This is a genomic window from Streptomyces flaveolus (assembly GCF_000716535.1).
GTDB classification, from domain to species: domain Bacteria; phylum Actinomycetota; class Actinomycetes; order Streptomycetales; family Streptomycetaceae; genus Streptomyces; species Streptomyces flaveolus_A.
The window spans coordinates 44,098-57,867 of record NZ_JNWV01000038.1 but is presented as its reverse complement, the minus strand read 5'-3'; the positions used below and the strand labels follow the sequence as shown (position 1 = coordinate 57,867).

Genomic DNA, 13,770 nt, shown 5'->3' with positions numbered 1-13,770 from the left:
CCGTTGACGATCGCAGAGGGTGGCGACGGGGCCGGTGATGCCGGCGGCGACGGGGGCGGACATGGGCGCGGCGAAGGACGACACGGACCGGCGGCTGGGGCGGCGGGCGCTGCTGGTCGGCGGGGCCGCCGCGGCTGTGGGCACGGCCGTGCTGGCCCGGGAGGAGTTGTCCCGGCTGTGGTGGCGGATGCCCGGGGTGGACAAGCCGCGGGTGGCGGGCGCGGTGGACTTCCGGGGCGCGCGCTGGGTGGGGGCCTCGGCGGCGAACTACCGGCTCGCGGACCGGCCGTCCGACTACCGGGTGGACCGGGTGGTCATCCACGTCACCCAGGGCGGCTACGCGTCCGCGGTGAAGGTCTTCCGGGACCCGGGGCACGGGGCGGCGGCGCACTACATCGTGCGCAAGGACGGGCGGGTCACGCAGTTGGTCCGGGAGCTGGACGTGGCCTTCCACGCGGGCAACCGGCAGTACAACGAACGCAGCGTCGGCATAGAGCACGAGGGCTTCGTGGAGGACGCGTCGTCCTTCACGGACGAGATGTACGCGGCCTCGGCGCGGCTGACGGCGGCGATATGCGAGCGGTACGGCATGCCCGTGGACCGCGAGCACATCATCGGGCACGTGGAGGTGCCGGGGACGGACCACACCGATCCGGGACGGTTCTGGGACTGGGACCGGTACATACGCCTGGTCCGCGCCGCGCGGAAGGCGGCCGGGACGGCCGCGTCGCCCCGCGCGGCTACGTGAGTCCGGCCGCGCGGGCGCGTTCCACCGCCGGGCCGATCGCCTTGGCCACGGCCTCGATGTCCGCCTCCGTGGAGGTGTGGCCGAGGGAGAAGCGCAGCGTGCCGCGGGCCAGGTCCGGGTCGGTGCCGGTGGCGAGCAGGACGTGGCTGGGCTGGGCGACGCCCGCGGTGCAGGCGGAGCCGGTGGAGCACTCGATGCCCTGGGCGTCCAGCAGGAGCAGCAGGGAGTCGCCCTCGCAGCCGGGGAAGGTGAAGTGGGCGTTGGCCGGGAGCCGGCCCTCGGGCGCCGGGTCGCCGCCGAGGATCGCGTCCGGTACGGCGCTGCGCACGGCGTCGATGAGCTGATCGCGCAGGGCGCCGATCTCGTGGGCGAACCACTCGCGCTGCTCGGCGGCGAGCCGGCCGGCGACGGCGAAGGAGGCGATGGCCGGGACGTCCAGCGTGCCGGAGCGCACATGCCGCTCCTGGCCGCCGCCGTGCAGGACGGGTACGGGGGTGTGCTCGCGGCCGAGGATCAGCGCGCCGATGCCGTACGGGCCGCCGATCTTGTGTCCGGAGACGGTCATGGCGGCCAGGCCCGAGGCCTCGAAGTCGACCGGGACCTGGCCGAAGGCCTGGACCGCGTCGGCGTGCAGCGGGATGCCGAACTCGGCGGTGACGTCGACCAGTTCACGGATCGGCATGACCGTGCCGATCTCGTTGTTGGCCCACATCACGGTGGCCAGGGCGACGTCGGCGGGGTCGCGGGCGATGGCCTCGCGCAGCGCCTCGGGGTGGACGCGGCCGTAGCGGTCGACGGGGAGGTACTCGACGGTGGCACCCTCGTGCTCACCGAGCCAGTGCACGGCGTCCAGTACGGCGTGGTGCTCGACGGGGCTGGCCAAGATGCGGGTGCGGGCCGGGTCGGCGTCGCGGCGGGACCAGTACAGGCCCTTGACGGCGAGATTGTCGGCCTCGGTGCCGCCGGAGGTGAAGACGACCTCGCTGGGGCGGGCGCCGAGTGCTTCCGCGAGGGTCTCGCGGGATTCCTCGACCGTACGGCGTGCTTGGCGGCCGGATGCGTGGAGGGAGGAGGCGTTGCCCGTGATGCTCAACTGGGCGGTGAATGCCTCCGCCGCCTCCGGGAGCATCGGGGTGGTCGCGGCGTGGTCGAGGTAAGCCATGGTGAGGCGATTCTACGGCTCTCCTGCGGTCGGTTTCGGCCGCGAGTGGGTGCTGTTGGCTTCGCGCCTCGCGTCGGCCGCGCCAGGGCTCGGTGGCGGCGCACCCGGCACTGTCGGCCGCGCCCACCCGTTCCACCCTGCGGAACGATCGCCCACGGCGGGCGCGGCGCGGTGCAGCCGGTCCGACGGGGCGGCGATGCAGCCGGTCCGACGGGGCGGCGATGCAGCCGGTCCGGCGGGACAACGGCCGTGCGGGTGCCGCCAGGCGACGGAACGGCCAGTCGACAGGTGCGGCAGGGCGGCGGGGTGCCGGTCGGCACGCGCGACGCTGCGGCCGGCCGGCACGTGCGGTCGGACAGCAGCGCTGCGACCGGTCGGCCGGTGGGGCCGCCGTACGGGTGCGGCGGGACAACGGCCGTACGGGTGCCGCCAGGCGACGGGGCGGCCAGTCGACGGGCGCGGCGGGGCGGCGGGGTGCCGGTCGGCGCGCGTGACACTGCGGCCGGCCGGCGCGTGCGGTCGGACAGCAGCGGGGCGACCGGTCGGCCGATGCGATCGGACAGCAGCGTGGCGGCCGGCCAGCCGGTGGGGCCGCCTTGCGGGTGCGGCAGGACAACGACCGTGCGGGTGCCGCCAGGCGACGCAGCAGCCAGTCGACGGGTGCGGCGGGACAACGACCGTGTGGGTACCGCCAGGCGGCGGGGCGGCCGGGTGGGGCCGCCGTGCGGGTGCGGTGAAGGGCCCGGGGCTGCCGGCCGCTCACAGGCTCCAGGACACCGTGCCCGAGAGTTCCATCGCCGTGACGAGGACCGCCAGGTCGGCGATGCCCAGGGCCAGGCCGAGGTAGGCGCGGCCCCGGCGGGTCGTGCCGCGCCAGAGGGCGACCGTGGCCAGGACGATGGCGATCGGGCCGAGGAAGAGGTTGAGGACGAGCAGGCCGAGGAGGCCGAGGATGAAGGACGCGACGGCCATGCCGTCGGCGTCGCGGGGGCGCGGGCGGATGTCGGTGCGGGTGCGGCCGGTGGCCGGTGCGGTGAGGTGCATGACGCTCAGCTCCTGAAGTCCTTTCCGGGGGCGGCTGGCCGAGGTTCGGGCGGTCAGTTGGCCGAGGTGTGGCGGCGGCGCCCGTGACGCTCGCGGATGGCGAAGACGCCGAGCCAGACGGCGATGACGGCGGCCAGGACGGCGGTGACGGTCAGCGATGCGTGAGCGACGGTGCCCAGCACGACGCCGAGCAGCATGAGTGCGGCGACGAGGAACAGCATGGGATCAGATCCCCCCTCCGATATGCCTCGTGTTCAGCCGGTGTGAAGTCTCGGTGAACAGTTGTAGTAACAGTTGTTCACTGACTTCGAGTCTAGCGCTCCCGACGGCTTTTCAATTCCAGAGAACAGTTGTTAACTGGATGACATGAGTCACACCCTCGGCATCCGGCAGGCCCAGAAGCAGAAGACCCGGCAGGCGTTCCTCGACGCGGCGCTCGCGCTGCTGGAGGAGCAGAGCCTGAGCAGCCTGGGTCTGCGCGAGGTCACCCGAGCCGTCGGGGTGGCCCCGACCGCCTTCTACCGGCACTTCCGCTCGACCGCCGACCTCGGCGTGGCCCTGGTCGACGAGGCGCTGGGCAGCCTGCATCCGATGGTGCGGACGACGGTGTCCACCACGGGCGACAGCGAGGAACGCATCACGCGCGCCGTCGAGTTGATCGCCCGTCACGTAGACGCGTACCCCGCACATGTCCGTTTCATCGCCCGGGAGCGACATGGCGGAGTTCAGCCGGTGCGCGAGGCCATCCGGTCCCAACTGCACCGGTTCGCCGAGGAGGTGAAGACCGAGCTGGCCAAGGACCCGGAGGCGGCGGGCTGGAGCGACGACGACCTGCTGATGCTCGCGCACCTCTACGTCGACCAGATGCTCATCACCGCCTCCCTGTTCCTGGAGGCGCTGGAGGCCCCGGCGGAGGAGCGGGAGCGGGTCACGCAGCTCGCCACCCGCCAGCTTCGGCTCATCAGCATCGGCCGCAGCCACTGGCTGGACTGAGCCGTTCACGGCAGGCCGCACCTCTCCGCCACCGCTGGCGGGTTCAGCCGTCGGCCGGATCCTCCCCCTGGTACAGGGCCGTGACGGAGCGGGCCCCGGCCAGCAGTTCCGCGCGGGCCTCGGGCGGGTCCAGGATCTCCACCCGGTCGGAGAAGGCGAGGAGTTGGCGCACCGCGCGCAGCACCGGGTAGGCCAGCCGCGCGGTGACCCACTCGCTCGCGCCGTCGTCCTCGGGCGGAGCCGTCAGTTGTGCGGCGACCATGCGCTGGAACATGTCGAGCAGTTCACGCCGTACCCGCACGGTGACCTCGATCTCGTCCTCCCGCTCCTCCACCTGTCGGCGCAACAGCTCCCAGACGTCCGCGAGTTCGACGCCGGGCCGGCGCCGTACGGGCTCGTCCAGCAGACGGGCCGAGCGCACGCGGTCGGCGCGGAACAGCCGGGGCCGGCCGCGCCGGTCGGCGACGAGGTACCAGACCCCGGCCTTGGCGACGAGGCCGTAGGGATCCACGGTGTACGTCCGCGGTTCCCGCTCCCCGCTGTGCCGGTAGCGCAGTCTCAGGCGCCGGTCGGAGAACACCGCGTCCTGGAGCACGTCCAGGTCGGCGGAGTGCCGCGGGCCGCTCCTCCAGCGGGTGGCGTCGACCAGGATGCGGCGGCTGGTCACCTCGGCGGCGGGCCGGTGCGGCGCCGGCAGCGCGGCCATCACCTTGCGCAGGGCCGAGCCGAGAGCCGCGTCGAGGCCGAGTGCGGCATGGGCGCCCTGAGCGGCCAGGACGAACAGGGCGCGGGACTCGTCGGTGGTCAGCCCGGTGACGTCGGTGCGGAAGCCCGGGAGGAGTTCGATGCCGCCGTGCCGGCCGCGCTCGGCGTACACCGGGACGCCGGCGGCGGACAGCGCCTCCACGTCGCGGTAGATGGTGCGGACCGACACCTCCAGCCGGTCGGCGAGTTCGGGCGCGGGGACGCGGCCCCGGGTCTGGAGGAGCAGCAGGATCGAGAGCAGCCGGTCGGACTTCACCGCGCCAGGATCCCGCCGTGCGGGTGGCCGGGACAATGCCTGACAGTGGTTGTCAGGTTTTCGAGGGAGCCTCTTCCCAGCACCGACGCGCATCCACCCGAGAGAGGCCCGGCATGTCCATCGATCCCCGCCCCCTGTACGCCCGCGCCACCGTCCAGGCGACCGAGCTCATCCGGACCGTCCGCCCCGACCAGCTCACCCTCCCGACGCCCTGCACCGAGTTCGACGTGCGGGCGCTGCTGGGCCATGTCGTCGGCGGCACCCGCCGGATCGCGCTCGTCGGTGAGGGCGCCGACGGGCAGTCCGAGCCGATGACCGCGCCCGACGTCCCGGACAACCGCTGGGCGGAGGCGTACGACGAGGTCAGGGAGCGGGCCGTGAAGGCCTGGGCGAGCGAGGAGCGGATGGCGTCGACCGTGCGGATGCCGTGGGGAGAGATCTCCGGGCGGGCCGCGCTGTCGGCGTATGTGATGGAGATCGTGGCGCACACCTGGGATCTCTCCGAGGCGGTCGGCCATCCGCTCGCGCTCGATCCGGAGCCGGCCGAGTTCGCGCTGGCCGCCGCGCACGAGGCACTGCCCGACGGGCCGCGTGAGGGCCGCCCCTTCGAGGCGCCGGTGCCGGCCCCAGAAGGAGCCGGCCCCTACGAGCGCCTGGCGGCCTGGCTGGGGCGCGAGCCGCTCAGCCGAGCCTGACCCGGGCAAGCTGACGGGACTGGGCGACCAGGCGGTCCGCGCTGTCCCAGACCTCGGCGTCCTCCTCCAGGAAGCCGCCGGCCAGGTTGCGGGTGGTGATGGACACCCGCAGCGGGCCGGGGGCCGGGCGGTGCCGGACGTGGACGGTGAGCTCCACGGTGGGCACCCAGCCCTTGAGGCCCAGCTCGAAGGCGGTGGGCGGGAGGGCGTCCACGGCGAGGAGCAGCGAGAGCGGGTCGGCGTCCCGGCCGTCGGCGAGGCCGAGCCAGGCGCGCATCTCCCCCTTGCCGGAGGGCGCGCCGAGCGCCCAGCCGAGGGTGGCGGGGTCGAGCTTGAGCATCAGCCGGTCGGCGATGGCGGAGCTGCCCTCGACCGGGGCAGGCCCGTCCTCGGGGCCGAAGCACTGCTCCAGCGGAGGCATCGCGGGCGGGGCGGCGGTCGTCCGGACGTCGTCGGGGAGGGTGGCGAGGTCGCCGTAGGAGGCGAGGACGCGGATGCGTTCGACCTTGTTGCCCTCGTCGTCGTACTGGAAGAGCGAGGCCTGGCCGGTGGAGAGGGTGCGGCCGGTGCGGACGGTCTCGGTGCGGACGACCGCCGGGCCGGGCCGGGAGGCGGTCAGGTAGTGCGCGGTGACGGAGAAGGGGTCCGGGTGCGGGAGGGTGTCCGCGAGGGCCCGGCCGAGCACGGCCAGCAGATAGCCGCCGTTGACGGCGCTGATGATGGTCCAGCCGGCCGAGAGGTCGATGTCGTAGACGCCGGGCTCGCGCCGGGTGACCGCGGTGTCGCGGTCGAACTCGCTGTCGCCGATCAGGGCCCGCGTCGGGGATGGGGCGGAAGCTGCTTCTGGCATGGCTGAACGGTACAGCAGGAAACTACTAAGCGGTAGCTTTCTTGGCCTGGGGTGAAGTGATCAACGGATGATCCGCTCCCGCTCCCGGGTGAGGTTCCGGCAATTTCTCGGTAAGTGTCCGGACTCGTCCACAACCCGCCGCTCCGAATTCCCCTCTATGGGGACATGAGCCTCACCGGGACCCCGTTCCTCTGCACGGCCATCCTGCTGTCGGTCGTCGCCCTCATACTGCCGCTCGTCCTGTGGTCGCGGATGCGCGGGCCGAAACCCCTGCGGATCACGGCCCGGATCCTCATGCTGCTGTTCGCCCAGGGCACGGCCGTCACCCTGGTCTTCGTGCTGGTCAACAATCAGAACGACCTCTACGACAACTGGGCCGACCTGCTCGGCACCGGCGACCACGTCCAGCAGGCCGCCGACCTCGGCAAGGACGGCACCGGCGGCATCACGGTGGCCCGGCTGCCCAAGGTCCGACAGACCTTCGCGGCCGCCGACGGACCCGGCATGCGCGCGGCCGGCGGAGTCCGCGTCACCCAGCTCAGGGGCCGGGTCTCCGGCGTGAACGCCGAGGTCTACGTCTGGCTGCCGCCGCAGTACGACGAGCCGGCCTACCGGAACAAGAAGTTCCCGGTGGTGGAACTGCTGCCGGGCTACCCCGGTTCCGCGAAGGCGTGGTTCGGGTCGCTCAAGGCGCACGAGCAGTTGCTGCCGCTGATGAGGAGCGGGCGGGTGGCGCCGTTCATCCTGGTCGCCCCGCGCACCAACCTGCTGGCCGGCGTGGACACGGGCTGCGCCAACATCCCGGGACAGGTCAACGCCGACACCTGGCTCAGCATCGACGTCCCGAAGATGGTCATGGACAACTTCCGGGCCCAGCCGGCCCCCCGGGGCTGGGCGGTGGCCGGGTACTCGGCGGGCGCGCACTGCGCGGTGAAGCTCGCCGTGGCCCACCCCGACCGGTACCGGGCCGCGGTGAGCATGTCCGGCTACAACGACCCGATCGGCGAACGCGACTCCCTCGCCGCCCAGACCCCCGCCCTGCGCGCCGCGAACAACCCCTATCTCCTGCTCAGGCAGGCGGCCGTGCCGCCCAGGATCGCGCTGTACCTCTCCGGCGAGTCCGGCGACGGCTACCAGGCGGGCATGGCCCTGCAGGCCGTCGCCAAGGCACCGACCACGGTGCGGGTGGTGTTCCTGCCGCGCAGCGCGGGCGGGCACACCATGGCGCTGTGGCGCCCGCAGGTCGACACCGCCTTCCGCTGGCTGACCCTCCAGATGGGCCAGAGCCACGCCGAGGGGCGGGACACCTCCGTCGCCGGGACCGCTCCCGGGACTACTCCTCGGTCACCGTCGACCGGCGGTTCCACGCGCGCGGCGCTCGCCAGTGGTACCGCATCGCGAGCAGGCGCAGTACGAAAGCCGTGATCACCGCGAGCCCGCTGGTGAGCGGGGTCAGGACGTCGTAGCGGATGCACAGGACGACCATCGTGGCGCCGACCATCGCCGGGACCGCGTAGAGGTCGCGGTCCCAGCGCAGCAGCGAGGGCACCTCGTTGGCCAGGACGTCCCGCAGCACGCCGCCGCCCACGGCGGTGGCGAGGCCCAGCGTCGCCGACGCGGTCAGGCCGAGACCGTAGCTGTACGCCTTCGTCGTACCGCTGACACAGAACAGGCCGAGGCCGGCCGCGTCGAAGACGAGCACCGCCGCCTGGATGCGCTCCACGTGCGGATGCAGGAAGAAGACGACGAGCGTGGCGAGCAGTGGGGTGACGAAGTAGCCCAGGTCCGTGAAGGCGGCCGGGGGTACGGCTCCGATCACCAGGTCGCGGAACAGCCCGCCGCCCAGCGCGGTGACCTCGGCGAGGACGGCGATGCCGAAGACGTCGAAGTTCTTCCGCACGGCCAGCAGGGCGCCGGAGATCGCGAACACGAAGATGCCGATCACATCGAGCGTGTGCTGGACGGAGGGACTGAAGAGTTGCTGGAGCTGCACCCCGACATTCTCACCCGCCAGAGTGCGTGAACCTTACAAAGCCAGGCTCACAGGGCGGGTTTCCCTGTGGTGAACAACCAGGTGTCGAAGAGATCGTCGAGCTGCCGGCCACTGACGCGCTCGGCGAGGCGGATGAAGTCGGCGGTGTCCGCGTTGCCGTACCGGTGGAGCTTCGTCCAGGCCGGCAGCAGCTTGAAGAAGGCCGTGTCACCGATCCGCTCGCGCAGCATCTGGAGCGTCATCGCGCCGCGCTGGTAGACGGCCGAGGCGAACATCGTGTCCCGTTGCGGGTCGGCGACCTTGATCTGCCAGAAGGCGGAGTCGGCGGGGCGGGAGTCGTAGCCGGCCAGGAAGGAGTCGTGGGCGCTGCGGGTGCCCTGGTGCTCGGCCCACAGCCACTGGGCGTAGGTGGCGAAGCCCTCGTTGAGCCAGATGTCCTTCCACCGGGCCACGCTCACCGAGTCGCCGAACCACTGGTGGGCCAGCTCGTGCACGATGGTCGACTCGTTGCGCACGGCCGAGTAGGCGGGCTTGCTCTGCACCTCCAGCGAGAACCCCGCCTCCGGCATGTCGTCGACGATCGCGCCGGTCTCCTCGAAGGGGTAGGGCCCGAAGACCTGCGACCAGTAGTCGGTGGCGGCGGCCGTGACGGCGTACACGTCGACGCTGTTGCCGTTCTTCAACACGGGGTCGATGGCTACGTAGATGGGGATGCCGCCGGGGGTGCGCCCGGTGCGCACGTCGAACTTCCCGATGGTGGCGGTGGCGAGGTAGGTCGCCATCGGCTTCGACTCCCGCCAGTGGGTGTACGTCGAGCCGCCCTTGTCGTACGTCGACACCAGCCGGCCGTTGGAGACGCCGGTCAGACCCCGGGGGGCCTTGATCCGGATGTCGTAGGTGGCCTTGTCGGCGGGGTGGTCGCTGGACGGGAACCAGGTGGAGGCGGCGTTGGGTTCGCAGGCGACGAAGACGCCGTCGGGGGTCTTCATCCACCCGTAGTCGGAGCCGAAGACGATCGGCCCGCCGAGGGCCTGCGGTATGCCGCCGTAGGTCACGGAGACGGTGAAGTCCCGTCCCTGGGCGAGCGGGTGGCGCGGGGTGACGGTGATCTCGTCGCCGTCGCGGGTGAACCGCGCGGGTCTGCCGTCGACCTGGACACCGGTGACCTCGAGCTGCTGGAGGTCGAGGTCGAAGGAGGAGAGCTTCTGGGTGGCGCGGGCCGTGAGGGTCGTACGGCCGTCCAGGCGGCCGGTGTCCGGGGCGTAGGAGATGTCCAGGCCGTAATGGCGGGCGTCGAAGCCGCCGTTGCCCAGCCGGGGGAAGTAAGGGTCGCCGATGCCGGGGGCGCCGGGGGTGGGCGCGGAGGAGGCGGCGATGACGAAGAAGGAGGCTGCCGCGGTGGCGACAGCCCCCAGACGTGCCGAACGGGAGAGTGTCATGTGTCGTCCCTTTCGAGCGTGCCGATCAGTGGTCGGACACGGACGACTCTGCACTCTCCCGTTCGGGCATGTACATGACTTTACTGAGTTGTCATGTGCTACTTGTCGGTTGACTCCTGGGAGTCGGCGCCGGACGCCTTGCCGGTGGCCTCGGCCTCACGGCCGGTCTCCTCGGCGACGGCCTCGGTGTCGCCCGAGCCCTCCGTGGGAGCGTCGGCCGCGGCACCGGTGTCGGCGGTGGGCTCCTCGGCGGGAGCGTCGGCCGCGGGCGCGGCCTTCCCGGCCGAGACCTTCGCGCCGGGACCGGTCTTCACACCGGAAGCCGCCGCCTCCTCGGAAGCCGACTTCTCCTCAGAAACCGCCGGCTTCTCCTCAGAAACCGCCGGCTTCTCCTCGGAGGCCGCCGCCTCCTCTGAAGCCGCCGCCTCCTTCTCAGAAGCTGCCGTCTCCTTCTCGGAAACCGCCGCCTCCTCAGAAGTCGCCGCCTCGGAAACCGCCGCCTCTTCGGCGGCGGCCGTCTCCTCGTCAGCCGTCGCCTTCTCCGCCACCGGTTCCTTCTCGGCCGGACCCTCGGAGAGCACCGCGTCCGGTACCAGCTCCGAGGCCTCCTTCGCCGCCGTCAGCAGGACCGTGTCCTGCGGGGCCTGGTCGGCGAAGTTCTCCGGGTGGTGGCAGGCGACCCGCTGGCCCGGCCTCAGCTCCACGAGCTGCGGCTCGGTCGTCTTGCAGATCTGCGTCGCCTTCCAGCACCGGGTGTGGAAGCGGCAGCCGGAGGGCGGGGCGATGGGCGAGGGCACATCGCCGCGGAGCAGGATGCGCTCGCTCTTCTGGCCCCGGCGCTTCGTATCCGGCACCGGCACGGCAGACATCAGCGCCTTGGTGTACGGGTGCATCGGCGACTCGTACAGCGAGGTGCGGTCGGCGAGTTCCACGATCTTGCCGAGGTACATCACCGCGATGCGGTCCGAGACGTGCCGGACGACCGAGAGGTCGTGGGCGATGATCACGTAGGTCAGGCCCAGCTCCTGCTGGAGGTCGTCCATCAGGTTCACGACCTGCGCCTGGATCGACACGTCCAGCGCCGAGACCGGCTCGTCCGCCACGACGAGCTTCGGCTTCAGGGCGAGCGCGCGGGCGATGCCGATGCGCTGGCGCTGACCGCCGGAGAACTCGTGCGGATAGCGGTTGTAGTGCTCGGGGCTGAGGCCGACCAGGTCGAGGAGCCGCTGGACCTCCTTCTTCACCCCGCCCTCGGGCTCCACGCCCTGGAGCCGGAAGGGCGCCGAGACGATCGAGCCGATGGTGTGCCGGGGGTTCAGGGAGCCGTACGGGTCCTGGAAGATCATCTGGATGTCGCGGCGCAGCGGACGCATCTGCCCGGTGCTCAGCCGCGTGATGTCCTGGCCCTCGAAGGTGATCTTCCCGCCGGTCGGGTCCTGGAGGCGGGTGATGACCCGGCCCATGGTCGACTTGCCGCAGCCCGACTCGCCGACCACGCCCAGGGTCTCGCCCTTGCGCACCTCGAAGTCGATGCCGTCGACGGCCTTCACGGCGCCGACCTGGCGCTGCAGGATGCCCTTCTTGATCGGGAAGTGCTTGGTCAGCCCCTCGACCTTGAGCAGCACGTCCCGCTCCTCGGGAGCCGACGCCTGCTTCGGGACCGCGGCCTCGGCGGCGGTGTCCGTCTTCTTGGTCTCACTCACAGCTTGGGCGCAATCTCTTCGGTCCAGATCCGCTGACGGTCCTCGGCCGAGAGGTGGCAGGCGGACCAGTGCCCGGTGCTCACCTGCTCCAGCTCGGGGCGCACCGTGCGGGTGACGTTCCCCTTCGGGATGTCCGCGTACGGGCAGCGGGGGTGGAAGGCGCAGCCCGAGGGGACGTTGATGAGGCTCGGCGGCGAGCCCTTGACCGGAATGAGCCGTTCGGAGGTCTCGCGGTCGATGCGGGGCATCGAGCCGAGCAGGCCCCAGGTGTAGGGGTGCTGCGGCTGTTCGAAGACCTCGTCGGCCGGACCGCGCTCCACGCACCGGCCGCCGTACATCACGAGGACGTCGTCGGCGATCTCGGCGACCACGCCGAGGTCGTGGGTGATCATGATGACCGCGGAGCCGAACTCCTTCTGCAGGTCACGGATCAGGTCGAGGATCTGCGCCTGGACGGTCACGTCGAGGGCGGTGGTCGGCTCGTCCGCGATGAGCAGTTCGGGGTTGTTCACCAGCGCCATGGCGATCATGGCGCGTTGGCGCATACCGCCGGAGAACTCGTGCGGGTAGCCGTCGACACGCTTGGCCGGCTCCGGGATGCCGACCCGGTCGAGCATCTCGATGGCCCGCGCGCGGGCGACCTTCTTGCTGACGTCGTGGTGCACCCGGTAGGCCTCGACGATCTGGTCGCCGACCTTGTAGTACGGGTGCATCGCGGACAGCGGGTCCTGGAAGATCATCGCCATCTCGCGGCCGCGGAGCTTGCGCACCTCGTCCGGGGCGGCGGAGACCAGTTCCCTGCCGTCCAGCCAGATCTCGCCGGACATCTGCACGTTCTTGCCGCGGGTGCCGAGCCGGTGCAGGCCCATGATGGCCTGCGAGGTGACGGACTTGCCGGAGCCGGACTCGCCCACGATGGCGAGGGTCTTGCCCTTCTCCAGCGAGAAGCTGAGCCCGTCGACGGACTTCACCAGGCCGTCGTCGGTCGGGAAGTGCACCTTGAGGTCGCGGACCTCCAGGAAGGCTTCGGGGGCCTTGCCGGACTCGGTGGGCTCGCCCACCGCGGCGCCGGTCTTGGAGAGTTCGGTCACGAGAGCCTCACCCGCGGGTCGGCGGCGGCGTAGAGCACGTCCACCACAAGATTTGCGATCACGACGAAGAAGGCGGCGAGCAGGGTCACGCCGAGGATCTTGGGCAGGTCGTTGTCGGTGATGCCCTGGACCGCGTACTGACCGACGCCGCCCAGCGAGAAGACACTCTCGGTGATCACGGCGCCGCCGAGCAGCAGACCGAGGTCCATGCCGAACACGGTGATGATCGGGGTGAGGGCCGCGCGCAGTCCGTGCCGGACAACGACGTTGCGCTCGCGCAGGCCCTTGGCGCGGGCCGTGCGGATGAAGTCCTCGTTCATCGTCTCCAGCATGCCCGAGCGGGTGAGCCGCGCGTAGATGGCGGAGTAGAGCAGCGCCAGCGAACACCAGGCGGGGAAGAGGGTGTTGGCCCACTGCTCGGGGTTCTCGGTGAACGGGACGTAGTCGCGTCCGAAGATCGGCCAGTTGAAGACGAAGAGCAGGATCGCCAGGTTACCCGTGAAGAACATGGGCAGCGAGACACCGGCGAGTGCGATGCCCATGAAGGTGCGGTCGAAGACCGAGCGCGGCTTCAGCGCGGAGATGACACCGATGACCACGCCCGAGACGAGCCACAGTACGGCGGCGCCCGCCGCGAGCGAGAGGGTGATCGGAATGCGCTGGGTGAGCTGCGGCCAGACCGCGACGTGGTCCTTGAAGGAGTAGCCGAAGCAGGGCACGTCGCAGTGCACCGTGGTGGGCCCGAGGTTGTAGTCGGCGCCGGCCACGATCCCCTTGATGAAGTGCCAGTACTGGACGTAGACGGGCTGGTCCAGACCGAGGTTGTGCTTGACCGCGGCGATGTCCGCCTTCGACGGGCTCTTGCCGATGTACTGCTGCGCCAACTGATCCGCTGTCTGGCCGGCGAGCCGTGGCAGCAGGAAGAAGATGGCAAAGGTGACCGCGGAGACGACCAGCAGCAGGATCACTGCCGCGAACGTCCGGCGGAGGATGTACGAGATCACGGGGACCGGCGCTGGTGCCCGCGGGCC

General features: G+C 71.4%; 14 protein-coding genes. 4 read left to right on the top strand and 10 right to left on the bottom strand.

The genetic code is table 11. The annotated features are described in order from the left end of the window. The first annotated feature begins 61 nt into the window (after window positions 1-61). Entirely contained in the window at window positions 62-748 is a 687-nt protein-coding gene (locus tag OO52_RS36345) for an N-acetylmuramoyl-L-alanine amidase (protein WP_030654138.1), read from the top strand. Here the strand turns inward: OO52_RS36345 and OO52_RS36340 are convergent. The 3 genes from OO52_RS36340 to OO52_RS51760 form a co-directional block, all read right to left on the bottom strand. Then, a complete protein-coding gene (locus OO52_RS36340; RefSeq protein WP_030654135.1) occupies window positions 741-1,910 on the bottom strand; it encodes a cysteine desulfurase family protein in 1,170 nt (389 codons plus the stop codon). The two genes, OO52_RS36345 and OO52_RS36340, sit on opposite strands and share 8 nt — an antisense overlap. Before the next feature lie 759 nt (window positions 1,911-2,669). Further along, window positions 2,670-2,954 carry a hypothetical protein gene (locus tag OO52_RS36335; RefSeq protein ID WP_030654132.1) on the bottom strand — a complete coding sequence of 95 codons (285 nt, stop codon included), beginning with the start codon at window positions 2,952-2,954 and terminating at the stop codon, window positions 2,670-2,672. 53 nt (window positions 2,955-3,007) lie between these two features. Continuing rightward, entirely contained in the window at window positions 3,008-3,175 is a 168-nt protein-coding gene (locus OO52_RS51760) for a hypothetical protein (protein WP_030654129.1), read from the bottom strand. A gap of 145 nt (window positions 3,176-3,320) precedes the next feature. Between OO52_RS51760 and OO52_RS36325 the strand changes: the two genes are divergently transcribed. Beyond that, complete coding sequence (locus OO52_RS36325; protein ID WP_030654126.1) at window positions 3,321-3,947, top strand: TetR family transcriptional regulator; 627 nt, start codon at window positions 3,321-3,323, stop codon at window positions 3,945-3,947. Window positions 3,948-3,990: 43 nt separating this feature from the next. Here the strand turns inward: OO52_RS36325 and OO52_RS36320 are convergent, their stop codons facing one another. Continuing rightward, window positions 3,991-4,968, bottom strand: coding sequence for a helix-turn-helix transcriptional regulator (locus tag OO52_RS36320; RefSeq protein WP_030654123.1), 978 nt, complete (start codon window positions 4,966-4,968; stop codon window positions 3,991-3,993). A 113-nt stretch (window positions 4,969-5,081) separates the two neighbouring features. On the opposite strand from OO52_RS36320, the gene OO52_RS36315 reads away from it, so the two are divergent. Then, window positions 5,082-5,663, top strand: coding sequence for a TIGR03086 family metal-binding protein (locus OO52_RS36315; RefSeq protein ID WP_030654121.1), 582 nt, complete (start codon window positions 5,082-5,084; stop codon window positions 5,661-5,663). Here the strand turns inward: OO52_RS36315 and OO52_RS36310 are convergent. Further along, window positions 5,650-6,513 carry a thioesterase family protein gene (locus OO52_RS36310; RefSeq protein ID WP_030654119.1) on the bottom strand — a complete coding sequence of 288 codons (864 nt, stop codon included), beginning with the start codon at window positions 6,511-6,513 and terminating at the stop codon, window positions 5,650-5,652. The two genes, OO52_RS36315 and OO52_RS36310, sit on opposite strands and share 14 nt — an antisense overlap. Window positions 6,514-6,678: 165 nt before the next feature. Between OO52_RS36310 and OO52_RS36305 the strand changes: the two genes are divergently transcribed. Beyond that, window positions 6,679-7,938, top strand: coding sequence for an alpha/beta hydrolase (locus tag OO52_RS36305; RefSeq protein ID WP_030654117.1), 1,260 nt, complete (start codon window positions 6,679-6,681; stop codon window positions 7,936-7,938). Here OO52_RS36305 and OO52_RS36300 read toward each other — a convergent pair. From OO52_RS36300 to OO52_RS36280, 5 genes are all read right to left on the bottom strand, one after another. Next, the gene (locus OO52_RS36300; RefSeq protein WP_030654114.1) at window positions 7,847-8,506 is read right to left on the bottom strand and encodes a trimeric intracellular cation channel family protein; all 660 of its coding nucleotides are present in this window, start codon (window positions 8,504-8,506) and stop codon (window positions 7,847-7,849) included. The genes OO52_RS36305 and OO52_RS36300 overlap by 92 nt on opposite strands. Before the next feature lie 47 nt (window positions 8,507-8,553). After that, window positions 8,554-9,945, bottom strand: coding sequence for a M1 family metallopeptidase (locus tag OO52_RS36295; protein ID WP_030654111.1), 1,392 nt, complete (start codon window positions 9,943-9,945; stop codon window positions 8,554-8,556). Between the two features lie 98 nt (window positions 9,946-10,043). Beyond that, window positions 10,044-11,648 carry an ABC transporter ATP-binding protein gene (locus tag OO52_RS36290; RefSeq protein WP_030654108.1) on the bottom strand — a complete coding sequence of 535 codons (1,605 nt, stop codon included), beginning with the start codon at window positions 11,646-11,648 and terminating at the stop codon, window positions 10,044-10,046. Then, entirely contained in the window at window positions 11,645-12,739 is a 1,095-nt protein-coding gene (locus tag OO52_RS36285; RefSeq protein WP_030654104.1) for an ABC transporter ATP-binding protein, read from the bottom strand. Before OO52_RS36285 ends, OO52_RS36290 begins: the two co-directional genes overlap by 4 nt. Then, window positions 12,736-13,743 carry an ABC transporter permease gene (locus OO52_RS36280; protein ID WP_030654101.1) on the bottom strand — a complete coding sequence of 336 codons (1,008 nt, stop codon included), beginning with the start codon at window positions 13,741-13,743 and terminating at the stop codon, window positions 12,736-12,738. Before OO52_RS36280 ends, OO52_RS36285 begins: the two co-directional genes overlap by 4 nt. Window positions 13,744-13,770: the final 27 nt, after the last annotated feature.